General features: G+C 43.1%; 10 protein-coding genes. 7 read left to right on the forward strand and 3 right to left on the reverse strand.

The window, feature by feature from the left end; all coding sequences use genetic code 11:
• Positions 1-18: 18 nt before the first annotated feature.
• The 4 genes from R7035_RS06570 to R7035_RS06585 all read left to right on the forward strand — a co-directional run bounded on the left by R7035_RS06570 (position 19) and on the right by R7035_RS06585 (position 10,814).
• A complete protein-coding gene (locus R7035_RS06570; RefSeq protein WP_318146032.1) occupies positions 19-1,377 on the forward strand; it encodes a Tn7-like element transposition protein TnsE in 1,359 nt (452 codons plus the stop codon).
• Positions 1,378-1,572: 195 nt separating this feature from the next.
• Positions 1,573-4,287, forward strand: coding sequence for a TrlF family AAA-like ATPase (locus R7035_RS06575; RefSeq protein ID WP_318146033.1), 2,715 nt, complete (start codon positions 1,573-1,575; stop codon positions 4,285-4,287).
• A 180-nt stretch (positions 4,288-4,467) separates the two neighbouring features.
• Positions 4,468-9,396, forward strand: coding sequence for an AAA domain-containing protein (locus R7035_RS06580; protein ID WP_318146034.1), 4,929 nt, complete (start codon positions 4,468-4,470; stop codon positions 9,394-9,396).
• Positions 9,393-10,814, forward strand: coding sequence for a hypothetical protein (locus R7035_RS06585; protein WP_318146035.1), 1,422 nt, complete (start codon positions 9,393-9,395; stop codon positions 10,812-10,814). The genes R7035_RS06580 and R7035_RS06585 overlap by 4 nt, the downstream gene beginning before the upstream one ends.
• A 499-nt stretch (positions 10,815-11,313) precedes the next feature.
• Here the strand turns inward: R7035_RS06585 and R7035_RS06590 are convergent, their stop codons facing one another.
• A complete protein-coding gene (locus R7035_RS06590) occupies positions 11,314-12,396 on the reverse strand; it encodes a glycerol dehydrogenase (RefSeq protein ID WP_005379703.1) in 1,083 nt (360 codons plus the stop codon).
• Positions 12,397-12,749: 353 nt separating this feature from the next.
• Here R7035_RS06590 and dhaK point away from each other — a divergent pair, with 353 nt between their 5' ends.
• The 3 genes from dhaK to ptsP are packed head-to-tail and all read left to right on the forward strand — an operon-like array spanning position 12,750 to position 16,860.
• A complete protein-coding gene (dhaK, locus tag R7035_RS06595) occupies positions 12,750-13,808 on the forward strand; it encodes a dihydroxyacetone kinase subunit DhaK (RefSeq protein ID WP_005379704.1) in 1,059 nt (352 codons plus the stop codon).
• A gap of 15 nt (positions 13,809-13,823) precedes the next feature.
• Positions 13,824-14,459, forward strand: coding sequence for a dihydroxyacetone kinase subunit DhaL (gene dhaL / locus R7035_RS06600; protein WP_053304323.1), 636 nt, complete (start codon positions 13,824-13,826; stop codon positions 14,457-14,459).
• 1 nt (position 14,460) lies between these two features.
• Complete coding sequence (ptsP, locus tag R7035_RS06605) at positions 14,461-16,860, forward strand: phosphoenolpyruvate--protein phosphotransferase (protein WP_318100805.1); 2,400 nt, start codon at positions 14,461-14,463, stop codon at positions 16,858-16,860.
• 80 nt (positions 16,861-16,940) lie between these two features.
• Here the strand turns inward: ptsP and dhaR are convergent, their stop codons facing one another.
• Both dhaR and R7035_RS06615 read right to left on the reverse strand, forming a co-directional pair.
• On the reverse strand, positions 16,941-18,866 hold the full coding sequence (dhaR, locus tag R7035_RS06610; protein ID WP_318100802.1) for a dihydroxyacetone kinase operon transcriptional regulator DhaR: 1,926 nt from the start codon (positions 18,864-18,866) through the stop codon (positions 16,941-16,943).
• A 145-nt stretch (positions 18,867-19,011) separates the two neighbouring features.
• On the reverse strand, positions 19,012-19,542 hold the full coding sequence (locus R7035_RS06615) for an MltR family transcriptional regulator (RefSeq protein WP_005379708.1): 531 nt from the start codon (positions 19,540-19,542) through the stop codon (positions 19,012-19,014).
• Positions 19,543-19,619: the final 77 nt, after the last annotated feature.

The following is a 19,619-nucleotide window of genomic DNA, read 5'->3' on the forward strand; positions in this document are numbered from 1 at the left end:
TTCCTTCGACACAGTAGCTTGAGTGAGTTCCCCGACTCAGAGTCAGCAGAGTCTTTAAGAAAGAAAGAGTCAGAGCAACATGCATTTGTATTAGACCGAGTTTCTGCCCCTAAACTGATTATTCCTCAGCTAGAGTTGGCAAGGGTCCTATTTTATGCCAGCTCTTACTTATCGCGAGCGTCATTAATGTCTTCTCGTTTGCTTACAGACTTCAAGGTCGAAGTTAACACCGAGGAGGACTATGCCAATATCGAAGTGTTGCAAACATCAAACTTTCCTCCTTCGGCATTCAATGATTCTGCAACAAGAGCAATGTTGAGCTGGTTGCTTATTGATAGCAATGCAAAGCGTTCATTTGAATCGATTTTTAGATATTTTAACGTCGAGAAGGACCGAGATGTATCTGCGGGGTATAAGCGCTGGCTATTTCACTTCGACCCTCCTCAAATGTCTGGGTGGTCTTTCTCATATGAAGGCCGGCTTGATGCAAGTGGCCGCTACTTTCTGGTTGAAAAGATCACGGATATTGAAATTAATGCTCAAATGCCGTCTAGGGTCTATTTCCATAGCCCTTCTTTTACGCATCCAGATGAAGGCCAAGAGCCAACCACTGGTGGAGAATGCCCTGAACCATACGAGCGCCCAGAAGATCATATTATCGATGATGATCGTGAGGCTTCCGATGCTAATCATGCATTCTTACTAGGTGAAAATACTTGCTCAGTAAGGTTTAAAAATCGTTTTTCAACGTCGAAAGCAACAACGTCCAAAAGGAGTCATCGGCCAGATAGAAGCAAAAATGCAGCTAAGAAAGCTGGTGATAAGGTCAGTACCAATGAGCCTGGCAGTAATGGTGAGATACCTTCGGCAGACATGGGCGGAGGTATGCAAGATTGTACTGATAGATCAGAGGAGTATGCCTCTCGCTTTACGGCCTTTAACATGATGGTGCATATGTTAGAGGAAAAATATGCCTGTACAATTATTGACTCTTACACTCATGAACTGGATCAGATTGGGCGTAGTAAATGCCACTTGATTGACTCTGGTGCCAAGAGAACGATTCGATGCGTTGTCGTTGAACGGAACGGTCATGTTAATTACTTGCTTGAAATAGATGTAACAGGTTTGGATAAATGGATCTCTACCAAGTGCGTGCGGCAGAACGATACTCGTAACTGGAAAGAACAGTTTTCTCAAATCAAAAAAGGCGTGGTGACAAAATCTCTTGGATGGCCAACACAAGAAATGGACGCCATGTTTGGCTTCAAAAAGCATATTGGCATTTCTCACCCTAAGTCTGTAGATGGCCACCCGACTGGTATTCCAACCGAATCAATCTTAGATTGGGCAGGAAGAGTTGCTGAGAAGCTCTAATTTAGAATAAAGTTCCTAGAAGCAATCAAATTTGAAGGAATACGGGCTCCTATGCTACCTAAGGGTCTAACGGACTCTTTTTTAAGGCAACCTCATCGTGTTTTGATACTACTCTGTACCTGAACAACCGAAAAAAAACCGAAAAAAACAACATGATATAATATTGTCAAAATTTATCTTAGGGGCAATGTAACTATGAGTAATGAATATTTAGGAAGCCGCTGGTATAAGTTTGATTTTCATACTCATACGCCAGCATCGTCAGATTACAAGAAACCAGCAGAGACTGAAACCGATTGGCTAAAAGCCTTAATGGCTGAAGAAGTCGACTGCGTGGCTATCACCGACCATGTATCGGGTGGTTGGATAGATCGACTAAAAGCAACATACTCTGAATTTGATAAGAATGCTGAATGGTATCGTCCGCTTCACTTGTTTCCTGGTTGTGAAATAACCGTAAGTACAGGTCAATCCCGTGTACATGTTTTGGCTATTTTTGACCCTTCTTGTAACTCTGCAAAGATTGCAGCTATTCTAGGTCAGTGCGGTATTACGGAGGCGCATGGTGACGCTGAAGAGACCTGTGCAACGGAGTCTGTTGATAAGGTTATCTCTATTGTAAAGAAAGCAGGTGGAGCGGCGATACCTGCGCATATTGATGGGCCTAAAGGACTGTTAAACGGAATAACAAACACCAATCAGGAGATTGAATCGTGGCTGAATGAGATTGAAGCCGCTGAGTTTGTCAATTTAGCCTTCCTCGATACGGTTAACCCAGAGCTTTCAAAGGCGGCTGGGCACTTAGCAAAACTTCAAGGTTCAGATGCCCATGAATGTTGTCGATTGGGTAAGAGGTATTCGTGGATAAAAATGAGCCAGCCCTCTATTGATGGATTAAAACTAGCTCTACACGATCATGGCTTTTGTGTCGATAATAGTGTTGATAACCCTAACGCGACCCCAGATTTATTCTTAAAGAAATTGAATATTTCGCAAATGCGTCATTGCGGTCGCATTCCTGGTCAGCCAGCGATATTTGAATTACACCCTCTATTTAATGCTGTTATCGGTGGCCGAGGCTCTGGTAAATCGACATTTATTGAGTCTGTTCGATTGGCATTAGGGCGTGAAAGTGAAGTAGCAGAACTTGAGCAGATCCAGGAAGAAGTTCACTCTTTTAGAGAAGGTGTTACAAAAGCTGATACTGAAATTTGCGTTGAACTTCGACGAAGAGATGAAGCATACCAGTCGATTTGGAAACACAATACAGCGCCCTTCATCAATAAGCTACAAGAAGACCAGTGGTCTCCTGATAACGGAAAGCCCGAAGAGCGTTTTCATGTAAGTTTGTACAGCCAAAAACAAATCAATGCACTGGCAAGCAATACGAACAGCTTATTAGAAATTATTGATCGCTCAAACGAGGTTAATCTTTCTGCATGGAAGTATCAGTTTGATGCTGAGAGCAACAAGTTTTTAGGGCTTTGTCGGGAAGTACGTCAGCTACAGGAGCGGCTTGATAATAAAGGCACCTTAGAATCACAAAAAGACGACTTAAATAGTGATATCGAAAGCTTCGAGAAAGGTGGCCATAAAGACATCTTTAATGCCTACCAAACTTTTACACTTGAAAAACAGAAAGTTGAAAAGGCAGCCGGTGTCTCTGGTTTAGTTGATTCTATAGACGGCATGCTGTCTGAGGAGTTTGCGGAGCTTAGCCTCATAGAAGAAGGCGAAGACAAGCCTGATTACGTCACAGAGTTAGAAGAAATACAGGCGGCATTCAAAGGGAATTTAGTTTCTGTTCAAGCAGAACTGGAAAAGCTAAAAGAGCTAATTACAAAAGCTGAACAAGATCGAGCAGATGCAATCAGCAAATCAAGTTGGTACTTAAAAGGTGTAGAAGCTACACAGCATTATGAACAAGTTGTTCAAGAGTATGCTGACAAAGGGGAAGAACTGAACCCAGAGCAGTATGAGTCTTGGCTTACTCAACGCAATGAGATCAACACTCAGTTGGAAGAGCTAGAAACAGTACAAACGAATCTAGACATCAAAAAAGACCAGTGCGATAAGTCACTTAGAAAACTGTACGTGTTGAGAAGAAGGCTTCAGATAAAGCGTCAAAAATTTATCAGGAAAGTAATTGGTGGAAATCGTTATGTGAAAATGAAGCTTTTGCCGTTTTCGAACAAAACTACGATAGAGAAAAAGTTTAGAGAGCACATCGGAGTGGAGGCAAGTTTTGCTACATCAATCTATCAGGATGACCAAACAAATAGCTTGTTATATGAGTTACTTTCTAAGGAATTAAACCTGAAGGGCGTTGCAAGAGAGGTCAGCAAGTTAAAAGACGCTACTTTATCCTTAGCCTCTGGCGACGATGTACCACCATATCGAATAGATAATCGTTTGAAAACTTCACTCGTGCAAAAGCTTTCACAACAACCTGAAACGTTTGATCGATTGATAACTTGGTGGCCTGATGATCAACTTGTTGTTGAATATGCTAAGGACATAGAAAAAGGCAAGTTTGAGAACATTGAAAAAGGTTCAGCTGGTCAGAAAGCGGCAGCTATTCTAGCCTTTTTGCTTAGTCATGGTGATAATCCAATTATCGTTGATCAGCCTGAAGATGACTTAGATAACGCCCTTATTTACCAGCTGATTGTGTCTCAGATACATGAGAATAAGAAGCGTAGACAAATCATTATGGTAACGCATAACCCTAATATCGTTGTCAATGGTGATGCTGAGTTTGTAAATGTACTTCATTTCCATGCTGGACAAGTTCAGGTGTTGGAGTCAGGCGGTTTATGTGAACAAACCGTGAGGGACCATGTTTGTAATATCATGGAAGGCGGAGCAACTGCTTTTGATAAGCGTTACAATAGGTTAAGAATGATATAGGGAGTTTGTAAGGAATGTACAGATGGAACCTAGGTCATTTTTGAGTAAAATCTATTAGTACGTTGTTTCATATCATTAAGTATTTTTTGAGTAATATTTAGACTACAAGAACACGCAAATTGGCTAGTGTTACATTGACGTTTTTACGTTGGTGAAAATCATTTAAGAACGAGGTAAACCTTGGAAATAGAACTGTGGGAAGGAGGGCTGCAAGCCCAAGAAATTAGTGCCATTGATAAAATTAAGGCCGCTTTTTCTAAACCTAAGCTAGCAAACAAAAAGCAAGCGCGTAGTGGTTCATCAATGTTCCCATGGAAAGGGTATGCCGGATTCAGGTTTGTGGACTCCGACCGGGGCTATGAAGGTGAGTTTGACCTTGTTATTGTGACTCATTGTAATGTTTTCATTATTGAGCTGAAAGATTGGAACCACGGTGAGATTACCTGTAACCAGGATAAATGGTACAAAAATAACCAACTGATGGGACGCTCTCCAGTGAGTGTCACGCGAAACAAAAAGTTCTTATTGGACAATAAGCTTAAACGAGAGAAACATCGCTTTAGCAATAAAGGTTTCACACCGTTTGTTCATTTCTTTATTGTGATGTCAGGCAATGCTGATTTTAGCAAACTCCCCGATACAGAATTGCATCACACGATTAGCCTGGACGAATTTTTAACTTATGCCGACAAAAAAACATTCAATAATAAGTTTCGCCCCCACCCAAATTCTCAAGTACTAAACCAAGATTTTGCCATTTTCGATGAACTGTTCTTAGGAAGCTCAACTGGCCCTAAACAAATCAGTGTGAATGGCTATAAAGCGGAATCGCTGATATTTGATGAACACCCAACTAAGTTGTATAGAGAATTTTTAGCCAAATCAGAGTCATCCAAACAGGATGAAGCGTTATTACGTGTATGGAATTTTAAAAACTTTGATGGGGTAAAAGGAGGCACACCTGAAGGTCGTTATAGCATCGTTTCTCGTGAGCGTGAGATACTCAGCTATATCAAGCACCAGAATTTAGACCTATATAAACATTGTTTGCGTTCATTAACCAATGTGCAGTCTGATGATGTTACAACTGAATTTAATGAAGTATTTGAGTTACCACCAAATCACAGTCGATTTAACGAGTTTATTGGGAAGTTTGGTAAAAATTTCTCTGATATTGATCGTTCAAACTTAGTTAAGTTGCTCGTCGCAAAATTTGCAGATTTGCATAAGATGAAAGTCGCTCACCGAGACTTAGGTGACCATAGTTTGTGGATTTCTCCTGGTAAAGAGATTGCTTTATCTAATTTCGTCTCTGCCTATCATCAACCTATTGGTACGGTTGGAGATTACCGCTCACAATTATCTGTATCTGGTAAAAATTCAGATGATGGGCTTTCACCTTTTCAAAATGATGTAAAAACACTCGGCATTTTGTGTTGGCATATTTTAAACGACGAACGGATTTCACAGGTAAGTCTAGAAAAATTAGATGAGAAGCTAGTTTCTTGCTCTGAGTGGTACAGTGTTGTCCTAAATAACGCGATCTATGAAGGGCATTATCATGATGCTGAAGAGCTGTTTGATGCGTTAAAAGAAGCTGAACCGAGCGATGCACGAACATTTGAGTTTGACGATAGTGAACTTGAGCCTTATAGAAGGAACATTAGTCATTCCCGCCAATATCGTGAAGATGATGATCTTATTGTGGAGACTGATGAAAAGGAAGTTTATGTATCAGATGGGTTGATGGTAAAAGCATGGCTCAATGTCAACCCATCGATTGACGATCCGGCACTGAGTTATAAAGCACTGCACTTTTTACAACGCCTCGAGAAGATCAGATCGATAAACCCACCATATTTACCATGTGTTAGAGAGTTTGGTATTGCCACGAAGTCTTCTAGCTTATTTATGGTTACAGATAGGGTTGAAGGGTTTACTTGGAATAAATCGTTAATTGGCAACGAACAATGCTTGGCGGTGATTGATAAGTTAGTCGAGTCTGTAGAGCATTTACACGGGCTAGGCCTTTATCATGGCGACTTACACCCTGAAAACATTATACTAACTAAGACAATTGATGGGTTTGACCTAACGCTAATCGATGTACCCGATTTCTGTGCTGATGGTGATGAACCGAAAAATCATCTGTATAGCCCAGAAAATATAGATAATTGCACTCCTTTCGAGCGAGATAATTTTGCAGTAATGAGATTGTCGTTGGAGCTATTGGGGGAGGAATGGGGAGCCGATTCAAGTGACTATCCTGAGCTTAGTGATGCCATAAAGGTTGAGGTGAATGACCCTAGTGCAGGCTTCAAAGATCTTTTTCGATTCAAAGCAGCTTTAAAACCAAAAAAAGCTGTGGCTGTTAGTCCGGTTATCATTAGCAGTAATAAAGATTTTGAAACTATTACAATTTATCCAGATAACGGAAAGTTGTATGTTTTTGTTGAAAAAAGCAATCAAAACAGCACTGATGTAATGGTTACATTTTATGGGCTTGGCGGGAACGCCCGTGTCATTTATACCTCGAATGAAAAAGGGTTTATTGTTGCTTTTCCTCCTCGTGCTCGAGACTCTATTCATCCGAAAGATATTGAAAGATGTCAATTAGTCTTAGACTTTCCAATTACGATTAAGTCTGGCTCTGTCATGGAACTAAGCCAATTGACTAAAAAGCTAATGGGCAATGAGTCATTTAACCGAACGGTAGAAACAGTACTTAAACCAGTTGAAGAAGAGCAAAAAGTTGATGGCCTTACTAGTCAACTGGATGAAGTATTTAAAAGCATCGAAGCAAAAAATACTTCAACTGATCACCTTACAATATCTACTCATAAGCTATGGAAGGCGGTTATAGAGACAGAAACCCAAGCTTACCCTTACATTGAAGTTCTTGGGGGAGCAAATGAAGTAAAAGATTCTGACGATCAACTTATTCTTCCATACGCTTCTGACGTTGATGTACTTGGACACTTTAACAAAAATGATGTTATTGAAGCTTTAAAAATAGTCGGAGATGAGGAAACTCGTCTTGGCGAAGTTAAGCTTAAACAAAGTGCGCTCAATGAAATTAGGTTGCACCGAGTCAATTTCAAAGCTAGAAACTTAGAGGATGGAGACCAAGTTTTCTTCCGAACAAAGCAAGATAAAGCTTCCTATGTCAAACGTAAGGCTGCATTAGAGCGTATATTGGAACATGAAAGTGTTGTCAGTAACTTGGCTCAGTATTTTGACCCTGATTGCAGCTCTCCGACGGTACATTATGATAAACCAGTGACATCTGATGACTTTGCTCGCTACGATCGTACCGATGAGCATAACAATAAAATTAGCCTAAACCAGCAACAGAGAAAAGCATTCCAGCAACTTTTAAGTAACGGCCCTCTTTCAATGTTACAAGGTCCGCCTGGAACAGGTAAGACTGAGTTTATTGCTGCCTTTGTACATCATTTAATTGAAAAGCAGAATGTAAAGAATATTCTTCTAGTTAGCCAATCGCACGAAGCTGTCAATACGGCAGCAGATAGAATTCGTAAGCACTGTTCTCGTCTTGATACGGAATTGGATGTTGTAAGGTTTAGTAACCGAGAAGGTGCAGTTTCAACTGGCCTTAAAGATGTTTACTCAAATGCGATAGTTGCAGAAAAAAGAGAGTTATTTAGAGCTGAAGCAAAGTATCGGGTCGCATCTTTATCTCAAGCCCTTGGATTACAGGCTGAATTTTTGTCTGATTTAGTGGAAGCAGAGCTAACTCTGTTTAAACAGATTGATACTTTGCATAATTCATTGGAGTCGATGAATTATGGGGTCCTAGAAAAAGATGAAATACACATTATTAAGAAAAGTGTGGTTGATCTAGATTCGACTATTCGCGAGGCATTAAGTAGTAAATATGGCATTAGCTACGATGAAAGTTTGGATGTTCGAAATGCGAAAACCAAAGTAATTCAATACTTATGTTCGCGGTACTCTGTTAGGCCAGATGAAGCAGGGAAAGCTATCGCATTAGCTAATATTTCAGGTGACATGCTAGACGTACTTGAAACTGAACGTGTTAATTATGATGAGTTTTTTGCTCGATCAAGACAATTAGTAACTGGGACTTGTGTTGGTATAGGGCAACGTCACCTAGGCATTGCTGATAATCAATATGATTGGGTTATTATCGACGAGGCGGCTCGCTCAATAGCAAGTGAGCTTGCTATTGCAATGCAATCGGGCAAAAGAGTTCTTCTTGTCGGTGACCATAAACAATTACCCCCTTTGTATTCCGACGCCCATAAAAAAGCGTTAGCACTTAAACTCGGTTTAGCCGACAAAGATATTGATCTTGACGCTGTTTTACAAAGTGACTTTGCGAGAGCGTTTGAATCACCATACGGTAGGCTAGCAGGTGCATCTTTGTTAACTCAGTACCGTATGGCTCCTCCTATTGGTAACATTGTTTCGGATACATTCTATAAAGGTGAATTAGAAAATGGTGAGCGCAAAGTACCTGATATTTATGGTGCTGCACCAGAAATGCTACAAAGTGTGGTGTCTTGGGTTGATACATCGCATCTAGGTGACAAGTCACATCATCGTTCGGATCGTGGCGTCAGTATATATAACCGAACAGAAGCAGATATCATTATCAACTTATTAAAAGATATTGCTAGCAAACCTGAGTTTGTAGCGAAACTTAAGGGAGTGGTAAAAAAAGGTGAAGCGGCTGTTGGTGTTATTTGTATGTACGGCGAACAAAAAAGACTAATTCGTCAAAAATTCAAAGAGATAGAGTGGGATGATGACTTCAAAGATCTTATTAAAATAGATACTGTAGATAGTTATCAAGGTAAGGAAAACAGAGTTATTATTCTTTCTGTAACTCGTTCTAGTCGCGATAAGAAACCAAAATTCTTAAGAACTCCGAATCGCATTAATGTTGCAATTTCTCGAGCAATGGATCGGTTGATGATTGTGGGTTCAACCCATATGTGGCAAGGAAATAACAGTAAACTACCGTTAGGGAGAGTGCTAAGTTATATCTCTGGTCAAATTAAAAGTTCGACTGATTACCGTATCCATAAAATCAATAGCGACCTTAATGGGGTTAAAAAATGACTGAAGAAATTAGATTAAATTACCATGAGGTTGATTTCATAGTACCTGCTCAACGCTTTAACTTCCGTTTTTCATACGTGACCAAGCAGGGGCTTTCATTCATACGAGAGTTTGTCCTGAGATTGGTGCAACTAGCACCCATGAAACCATCCCAGATTGCAATTTACTTGGGTCTAAATAAGCTTGAGGTTAATGAAGCTATTGGCGATTTAATGGATAAGGGTGACCTTACTTTTAATGAGTTAGGTCTTGTTCAATTGACCCCTCAGTCTGCGGGGTACTTCGAGGGTATTGGCAAGCCACCTAAAACCAATTCAATCCAGGAAACTGGTGCAGCACTTTCATTTGAACTTTGTGGCTTTAACTGCATTGGAAATAAACGCAGTTCGGGCGGGTGGAATGCTGGCATCAAGCTATCCGTTGATAATAAAAAGTTGTCTGAAACGGAAGGGTTAGCAAAATCAAACTTTCAAAAGAACTTCTATCAATTATTGGATAATGACTATTTAAAAGGTGTTCGTACAGAAGGAAGTGAACGGCCTAGTATTTATACAATTGATTCCGTTAGTAAATTAACGCAAGACCCTATGCGCTTAACGAGTTACTTTGCCATTGATCAAGAAGGGAAGGCAATTGAGCGAGCAGACTTTGAACAATTAGATGATTCATCTAAAGTGCATGAAGCGATAACTACTTCGTTGAATCAATCCCAAAAAGGTCAAAATATTCAAGAGATTGGTTTGGCTATGAAGTCCTTTGGTGATACTTGGACAAAGGATATATTCAATAGCAACTCAATTGATATTGCAGCGTTAGGACATCGTTATGCGGAAGCCTTGACTGATAGCAAAAAGGAGATTCCATTTGTCGGCCCAATTTATGCTGACAATAACTGGGAGCACATTAAGAAGCTTTTGAAGGCTCTTCCTGAAACATACAAAAAATCCAAGGGTAAAGCAGTAAAGCAACTAACATGGATTGCTCCTTCTGATGGTTTTTGGGGAAAAAGTAAAAAGCTTGTGTTCTGTTTCAATGAAATTGAACAAGCCCAGCTTACGAAAGATAAGAACCCTCAACGTATATACACCCCTTCAATTTATCTGCCGTTATCAGATATAGCTGATAGGCGAGCGATCGGGGGCTGGAAAAATGACTTCAAGAACGGTTCTAACAACCTATACGGTTTAATAGAAGGCTTTCTTGGAGGCAGTGTAGAAGTCATTGTGCTTGACGGAACTTTCGCCGTTGTGTGCTATCACATTTCAAGGCCAGAAACGCATCCAGTTAGTATTCCTGTGGGATTTATAACAACAGACCTAAAATTGATAAATAGGATTTCTGATATCGCGCAAGATTATCTTGAGAGTTCTTCTTCATTCAATAAGAAGCATAATTTAGGGTTGTTAGACAAACTATGACATACGCGGAAGACGTTTTAGTAGAGCAATCGGCGATTAACCTTTTCTCTGAATTGAACTGGGAAACGGCAACGTGTTGGGATGAAGTTTAGTTCGTCATGTGATGCTCCGTTATTTAAGAGGTTATCGACCAAATAGCTCGTGATAGAAGTGCGGTGACGGCATCATTTGCTAACGAGTTGTCTATGAGCCGTTAACTAATGGCCTACGTGTTCACCATGAACGCTGAAGATGCCCTGTGCAGGGGCAGCGTTCTTATGCGCATTAGGTAGAGGTGGGCTTTCTAAAAGTTTCAAACTTTATTGTCATAATTTTAGCTTTTGAAAGTAGTGAGATTGACTTAGTTTCAATCTTTATTGTCACCTCAATCCCTGTTTCGCTACATATTAATAAGGTTTGCACAAAAGAAAAGTTTTAATCTTTAATGTCCGACGACACCAAGCGGCACATGCGAGAGTATGTGCCGCTTTTTTATTTAAGCCCACTTTAAGGGGGGGAGTTATTGACCCAACTGGTGAGCGGTTAGAATTGCAGAGTAGACATTTTCTGCCGTCACTGGGAATGGCATATTGTGGATGGTTTCTCCCTCGGCCGTTGAGGCTTCGGCGACCTCGCGCAACTTAGCGTGGTTAAGCTCTTTAACGCCCATATCAAATAAGTTGGTTGGTAGACCTACAGAGCGGCAGAATGCAAGAACCGTATTAATCTCTTCCATCGCTGCGTTTTCTAGTACCAGCTGAACAAGTGTGCCGAACGCGACTTTCTCACCATGATAGAGATGATGACACTCTTCAAGCTTAGTTAGGCCGTTATGAATAGCGTGAGCACCCGCTAGACCACTGCTTTCAAAACCGATACCGCTTAGGTATGTATTGGCTTCAATAATGTTTTCTACCGCTTTGGTGCTCACACCATTTTCTACCGCAGCTTTTGCTTTTACACCATCTTCAAGCAAGGTTTCATAGCAAAGTTTCGCAAGCGCTTGTGCTGAACGCGTCGCTAACCCACCAGCCATTGTTGCCTTACCAGAAGTCATGTTGGCACGAGCTTCAAAGTAGGTGGAAAGCGCGTCGCCCATCCCCGATACAAGTAAGCGAACAGGGGCTTTGGCGATGACTGACGTATCCATGATGACCATGTCTGGGTTTTTAGGGATCATCAAATATTCTGCAAATTCACCTTCAGGTGTGTATATCACCGCAAGCGCTGAGGTTGGCGCATCAGTCGAGGCAATCGTAGGAACCACCACGACAGGAATTTTTGTGTAAAACGCAACAGCCTTTGCTGTATCTAACGTTTTACCACCACCAATACCGACAATGACATCGTGTTTCTGAGTGGCACAAATGTCCGTGATGCGTTCAATCTCAACGCGTGAACATTCGCCACCAAAAATGTTCATAGTGAGTGGAAGCTTTTCGTCAGCAAAACTTTGTTTGACGTCATCACCAACCAGGTTAGTCACGAACTCATCGGCAATTACTAACGGACGTTCACCCAATGTTTTCACATAGTGAGCGATAGATGTAAGTACTTGTTCACCTTGGACGTATTTGCTTGGGCTGATAATAATTTTGTCCATAATTCAAACCTTTAACCTTTTTTATGTGTGCTTTGGACTGCAATGAATATCCATTGTAGGGATAAGGTTTATATTAGGTTTGGTGTGGTAAGTGGTGAAGGATATCTCTGGTTTTGTTCCATGCTTTTATGACCTCTGTGTCAAACCGACTGTCAGAAGTAATAAGCATCAGCATGCTTTATGGCGACGATCACTATTCAGGAAAATTTGTCGTTTTTCGTTTCATATTGAAACAATAATGCCGAAGTTTATGTTTCAATATGAAACAGATTGATTTTTTTTGAGCACGCTTTTTCTCTGTTTAAGATGAATTCATACCCTACATAAAAATATAAATGGAATGAGATAGAACGATGAAAAAGTTAATTAACCAAGTCGATGATGTTGTATTGCAGCAAATGGAAGGCCTGGCATTGTCCCGCCCTGAGCTAAAAGCGAACTACGAGCCTCGTTACATGTGGCACGAGGAAACACCGGGGCAAGTGGCACTGGTTTCTGGTGGTGGCTGTGGTCATGAACCTTTGCACGCAGGTTTTATTGGTAAAGGCATGCTGACAGGCGCCTGCCCTGGAGAGGTATTTACTTCACCTACGCCTGATCAAATGTACGAATGTGGCAACCAAGTGAATACTGGTGAAGGCGTGCTATTTATCATTAAAAACTACACCGGAGACGTGTTGAACTTTGAAACGGCTGTGGAGCTGCTTCATACCGATGGCATCAAAGTTGGGTCGGTGTTGGTGGATGACGATGTTGCAGTCAAAGACAGCCTGTATACCGCTGGTCGCCGTGGCGTAGCTGGAACGGTATTGGTTGAAAAGTTAGTTGGGGCTGCCGCGAGCAAAGGTTATTCGTTGGAGCAATGTGAAGCACTGGCTCGTCGCGTTAATAATCACTGTCGTTCATTTGGCGTGGCGCTTAATGCTTGTGTTGTACCCGCAGCAGGTAAACCATCTTTTGTTCTGGAAGATGATGAAGTGGAGTTTGGTGTTGGTATCCATGGTGAACCAGGTATCAAGCGAGTGAAATACACCGATGTCGATACGTTAGTGGATGAAATGTTTGCTGAAGTTGCTGAAAACACACCTTATCAGCGCACATTGCGTATTTGGAATCGTGACGAAGGTGAATGGGATGAAGTGGAATCCAGCATTGAGCCTTTCGCCGCTGAACACGACTACATCGTGATGGTGAATGGTATGGGTGGTACGCCAACTTCAGAGCTTTACGGAGTGTACCGTCGTCTGGCTCATAACTGCGAGCAAGCAGGGTTCCGTATCGTGCGTAATATGGTTGGTAACTTCTGTACGTCACTCGATATGGAAGGCGTTTCGATTACGTTGCTAAAGGCAGACAAAGAGATGTTGGAGCTGTTTGATGCTCCTGTCGATACGGCCGCGATCAAGTGGTAACAGGGGAGAGCAAACATGCAAATTGAAAAACAACATATCGTTCACTGGCTAGAGTTATGTGCAAAAACGTATCAAGAGAATCAAGATTTTCTGACCGACCTTGATCGTGATATTGGTGACGCCGACCACGGTCTCAATATGAACCGTGGCTTTAAAAAAGTTGCTGAAAAACTGCCGCAATTTGCGGACCAAAATATCGGCAGCATTCTCAAGAATACGGGTATGACCTTGCTTTCTAGTGTCGGTGGGGCAAGTGGCCCGCTGTATGGCACGCTGTTTATTCGTACGGCTGCCGCTGTCGGAACTCGAGAGCAATTAACGTTTGAAGAGTTAGTGGATGCACTAAAAAGCGGTGTGGATGGCGTGGTGTCTCGTGGTAAAGCAGAGCTGGGTGATAAAACCATGTGTGATGTTTGGTTACCCGTTTTAGTTAGCGTGAAGGCGTCGTTAGAAAATGGCATGAGCGCCGATCACTTACTGAATGAAATGGTTGAGCTAGCAGAAACGAGCGCGGTTGCCACGATTGAAATGTTGGCGAAAAAAGGGCGAGCAAGCTATTTAGGTGAACGCAGTATTGGTCACCAAGATCCCGGTGCAACCTCTTCTTTGTTAATGATTAAAGCACTACAGCAGGCAATAGCAGGTAATTAAGATGGTGGGAATTGTAGTTGTATCTCATAGTCGTCGACTTGCCGAAGGGGTGGCAGAACTTGCCACCCAAATGACGCAAGGCAAAGCCAAGCTTGCGATTGCTGCTGGGATTGATGATCCAGAGAACCCGATCGGAACCGATGCCATTGCCGTGATGGAAGCGATTGAGCAGGTACAAGATCAACAAGGGGTTGTTGTGTTGATGGATCTTGGCAGCGCGTTGCTTAGCACGGAAATGGCTCTGGACCTGATTGATGATCATGTGAGGGAAAATGTCACCCTTATCTCGGCACCTATTGTTGAAGGAACCATGGCGGCGTCGGTGGCTGCTGCTGCCGGACTACCTTTATCGACGGTAGTCGAAGAGGCACAGAATGCGTTAAGCGTAAAACAAGAGCATCTTGGTGATCAGCCACTAACATCCGCTGAGATAGCGCTAGTATCAGAGAACTTTGAGCAAGAACGGACATTTGATTGGGTAGTGCAAAATCCGCATGGATTACATGCTCGCCCCACTGCGGCCATTGTTGGTGCACTCGCGCCTTTCGACTGCCAATTATGGTTGAAAAAAGGCGAGCGCCGTGTGAACGCGAAAAGCTTAAACAGCATTGCGAAACTTGGCGTTCGTAGTCAAGAGACGATCACCTTATGCGCACTTGGACCTCAATCCAGTGAAGCAATCAAGGCATTTGAAGCCTTAGCTAGTGAGCACTTCGGAGAAAAAGAGGCGGTTGAGCAAGGCATTGTCGAACCTGAAGAAAGCTCGGATACTCTGCTCGATGGCATGGCCTCAAGTCAGATTGAAGGTGCTGTTGTTGGTATTCGAGTTAATGACGGTATCGCTACTGCTCCTGCTGTCCTTTTTACTCATGAAATGCCAGCTGTGCCTGAACGTGATTTCCAAAGTGAACAAGATGAAATTGAACGGGTTAAGCGTGCGATAGGCGTGGTTGTTCAACATTTGCAGGAGCAAGCGAAGCAGCCGAAAGGGGAAATATTTGCTGCTCATAGCATGATGCTCAGTGACCCAGAATTATGGGCATCGGTCGAGTCGCGAATTCAAACGGGCATGATAGCCGAGCAAGCTTGGGTAGAATCACTGCAAAGGTTGGCCGAAGAGTTTCGCCAGGCAGAAAGTCAGTACATGCGGGAACGCGAAGCTGATGTGCATGATATCGCACGCCAAGTTATGGTTGAAATGACAGGCGTAACGCCTAATGCCATCGACATTCAGGAACCGAGTATTTTGTTGGCCCGCGACCTGATGCCTTCTGATGTGGCCGGGCTTGATAAATCGAAAGTGCTTGGTATCTGTTTGAGTGAAGGAGGAAAAACCTCTCACAGTGCGATTCTTGCCCGTGCGATGGGTATTCCTGCCATCGTTAAAGCTCAGGGCTGCCTTGATGCTGTGCGTGCTGGTCAAGTGGTGACTATTGATGGCTTCCGAGGGTATTTATGGTTCTCTCCTTCAGATGCCGTACAGCAGGAATTAGAAGCGCAACAAATTGAGTGGCAAAGCACCCGACAAAGTGCACTAGCGAGTGCTCAGCAAGCCGCAGTCACCTGTGATGGTGTCCATATTCCAGTATTCGCCAATATTGGTGGACCGAAAGATATTGATGATGCACTAACATCAGGAGCTGAGGGCGTTGGTCTATTCCGGACTGAGTTTCTATTTCAAAACAGTGATGAGTTGCCGACTGAGGAAGTGCAATACCAAGTGTATCGTGATATTGCTGCCGCACTTGGTGATAAGCCACTTACGATTCGTAGTCTAGATGTTGGCGGTGACAAGCCTTTAGCCGCTTATCCTATGCCAGCAGAAGATAATCCATTTTTAGGTTTGAGAGGGGTGCGGTTGTGCCTTCAACATGAGTCATTGTTTACCGCTCAACTTCGAGCCATTCTGAGAGCCTTTCACGAGCAACCGAATATTCAATTGATGATACCGATGGTGGCTCAGGTTGAAGAAGTGAGAAAAGTAAAAGCGCTGTTGGCGCATCAAGCAAACCAACTCGGCTTGGATGCGACTCATTTGCCCGTTGGTATTATGATTGAGGTGCCAGCCGCGGTATTAAGTGCTGATGCGTTAGCCCAAGAAGTCGACTTTTTCTCTATCGGCACCAATGATTTGACTCAATATGTTATGGCCGCCGATCGAGGTAACGCCGCCGTTGCTGAATTGGTGAACTACTTTGAACCATCGGTACTAAAAGCCATTGAGCTCACGTGTGCAGCAGGCGATCGCGCGGGCATACCGGTTAGTATGTGTGGTGAGATGGCTGGCGATCCAAATGCCACAGAAACATTGCTTCGCGTGGGGTTGCGAAAATTCAGCGCCAGTTCGAGCATGCTACCGGGACTAAAAGCGCAGATTCGTCAGTTGTCTGTCGATGTTTAATCGATACCTTATCGTTAGTACACCTGTACCGGCGTGCTTACGCCGGTTTTACTTTTGTTATAGGAACGCCAATTCACGACTTAATACAGCTTCATTTGCTCCAGCAGCCCAAACTTATTAATTTTTCTCCATAAGGTCGTGCGGCCAATTTGCAATGCTTTCGCCATATCATGCATTTTGCCATCACACTGATTCCAAGCCTGAACAATCGCTCTTCTCTCGGCTTCTTCTAACGTGATTACTGGCGTATTTTCTGCGGTATGGCGAGAATTCAGTTTAATGTCTTCAGGAATATCGTTCAGCTTGATTAAGTTGGAACTGCGGTTAAGCAAAATTCGCTCAGTTCGATTTCTTAATTCGGAGTTATTGCCTGACCAACGAAAATTCATCAACGCTTCCAGTGCGACTGGCTCTATCGAGATCGTCACATTGTGGCGGCGTTCGTAATGGCTGATAAGCTGCTGGACGAGAAATTCAATGTCTTCTTTACGCTTTCGTAGTGGTGGAATATGCAGCTCGTTCGAGGAGATTTCATAATAAAGTTGCCGACCAAATGAGCGCTGAGTGACATACTCGCTGATCTCTGAAGCGGTGCTGGTAATAAGTTGAAAATCTACGGGGATCAATCGCAAACTGTCGCTGCGGCTGACGAGCCCAGTTTTTAACAACTTAAGTAGCACGGCTTGTAAATCGGGCGACAGATATTCCACCTTTTCTAAAAAGAGCGTACCGCCATGGGCGAGCTCAAACTTTGAAGGCATGCCTTGCCCTTCGTCATACCCCAGGGTTTCTTTGACCAGTTGCTCTGTATTGATGGAGCGGCAGTTGAGCGTAATGAACGGCCCTTCTTTGTAGGTGCTTTCGTTATGAATCGCCATGGCGAGAGTGGCTTTTCCTACACCTTCTTCACCCGTAATTAGAATCGGTGATTTGGACTTTATGGCCCGTTTTGCCACGGTTATGACATGCTTCATTTTTCGTGAAATGACGGGCAAAGTGCTGAACGTATAGCGCGCACTGCCACCTATTTGTTGTTGAGCAAGTTCGCGAATTTTATCGATAGGGTGCAAGAACAATAAGTGTGTGCCGTCGTTGAGTGGACGCAAGGTGATGATCGCTTCAACAAACTCGCCACGAACCTCTACCGTTGTGAGTTTACGGTTTATGCTCGCACCTGACTCAATGCTAGTAAGGACATTCGGTGGGAAGCGCAAAACAGAAAAGACTTCTTTATCCAAGACCTGACTGGCTTCAATGTTTAACAAGCGCTCGGACTGGTGATTTACCATGGTTATACGGCTTTCTTCATCCCAGGCCAGAAGGCCGTCATCCATGCACTCTAACGTTGCGTTGTGCGCACAAGTGAGGCGGTTCATATTTTCTTGTTCCGACTGAATATGGATTTGCAAGCTGACTTCTTTCGCGCTCGACGCGATGATGACTAAGTCTTCTTTCTTATAGCTTTCCGCTTTTCTGAAAAGGCATGTTGTACCGCGTAATTTGCCAAATTGGTCGAAAACAGGCGCCGCTACAGAGGCATAAGAGTGCAAGTGGCGATTGAAATGTTCGGCAGCAAAAACGTCACACGGGATATGAGTGTTGATACAGAGATTGACTGCATTTGTGCCTATCTTTCCTTCGGAGAGAAAACAGCCTTGTTTTATGCCGAGCGCTTGCATCTCTTGTCGCATAGAGTCGTGCCCGACGGTAGAGAGAATACAGCCGTTGCCATCGGTTACCATCAATACCAGGTCTTCGTCACCAAGCATATCGTATGTATCTTCAAGTACGGTCGTGGCGCATTCGATGAGATGTTCGTTGCGCTTCATTAGAGATGAGAAGGTAAATCCAGAGGCAATATGTGGTTTTGACCAGGTGTAAGGGCTGCATTGCTTTATGCAACGCTCCCACGACTCGAGGACGGGAGTGCGGGAAAATTCTGGAGATACCCAGTGGTGTTTCTGGAAAAACTCCCACTTAGTTTTAGTGTCTTCGATTGAAAGCATGCGATCCCGTTTCAATACTAGCGATAGATTGGTCTGATGTTACAGAGACATCGGAATATGGACTGTGATGGCTTTCACGCACGTTGTATAGAAGAATGTGCAAAAAGAGGGGCGAGTTGAGGAGGCTTCCTTGCCAGTTTTTCGATTAAAAAGGGCTGTCTTTGCCGAGCTCATTGCAAATCTCGACAATGGCAAGTGAGAGCCCTGACTTAATGATTTGTTGTTGACGTTGCAGCTGTAGCTGATAAAACTCAAGGTCGATGTCGTCATCTGGTTCGCTGACTTCCAGTTGCACCATGCCCATTTTCTTCACCAAGTGCAGTTTCTTAATTGGTTCTAGAATATTCGGGTCAGTGAATTCGTAATCTGAAGCGTCACTATTGAGTTGGTTTTTGAGTTTGATGATGTCTTCGATGTCGTGGTAAATGTCATCGGGGAGCACTCCCAAGCCAAACAATAACTTCAAACGAACAGATAGATCGCCCAGCGGTCCAGAGTCTTGTAGCAGCGGACCGACAACCGATTGAACAGCGAAGTTATCTTTACGAAAGATTCTTTGCACCAACCCGTCGATCGAATCGTTAAAAACGTCGACTGCTGCAATGAAAAAGCCTCGTACCGATGGTGCGCTGTTTAATCGCTCAATGATCTCGGTTTCGTTGATGTTATCTGCCATATACTGAATACATTTCTAATTATTAGCTATCCCAACTCTTCAAGCAGAGAGGGACATAGAAGGGGAGCCAAGCTCCC

This window comes from Vibrio sp. 1731, assembly GCF_033339955.1.
GTDB lineage: Bacteria > Pseudomonadota > Gammaproteobacteria > Enterobacterales > Vibrionaceae > Vibrio > Vibrio alginolyticus.

Bases quoted from the DNA above. Each gene is read 5' to 3' on its own strand.
- R7035_RS06575 (WP_318146033.1), top strand. From the start codon at position 1,573: ATGAGTAATGAATATTTAGGAAGCCGCTGGTATAAGTTTGATTTTCAT.
- R7035_RS06585 (WP_318146035.1), top strand. From the start codon at position 9,393: ATGACTGAAGAAATTAGATTAAATTACCATGAGGTTGATTTCATAGTA.
- R7035_RS06590 (WP_005379703.1), bottom strand. From the start codon at position 12,396: ATGGACAAAATTATTATCAGCCCAAGCAAATACGTCCAAGGTGAACAA.
- dhaK (WP_005379704.1), top strand. From the start codon at position 12,750: ATGAAAAAGTTAATTAACCAAGTCGATGATGTTGTATTGCAGCAAATG.
- dhaL (WP_053304323.1), top strand. From the start codon at position 13,824: ATGCAAATTGAAAAACAACATATCGTTCACTGGCTAGAGTTATGTGCA.
- ptsP (WP_318100805.1), top strand. From the start codon at position 14,461: ATGGTGGGAATTGTAGTTGTATCTCATAGTCGTCGACTTGCCGAAGGG.
- dhaR (WP_318100802.1), bottom strand. From the start codon at position 18,866: ATGCTTTCAATCGAAGACACTAAAACTAAGTGGGAGTTTTTCCAGAAA.
- R7035_RS06615 (WP_005379708.1), bottom strand. From the start codon at position 19,542: ATGGCAGATAACATCAACGAAACCGAGATCATTGAGCGATTAAACAGC.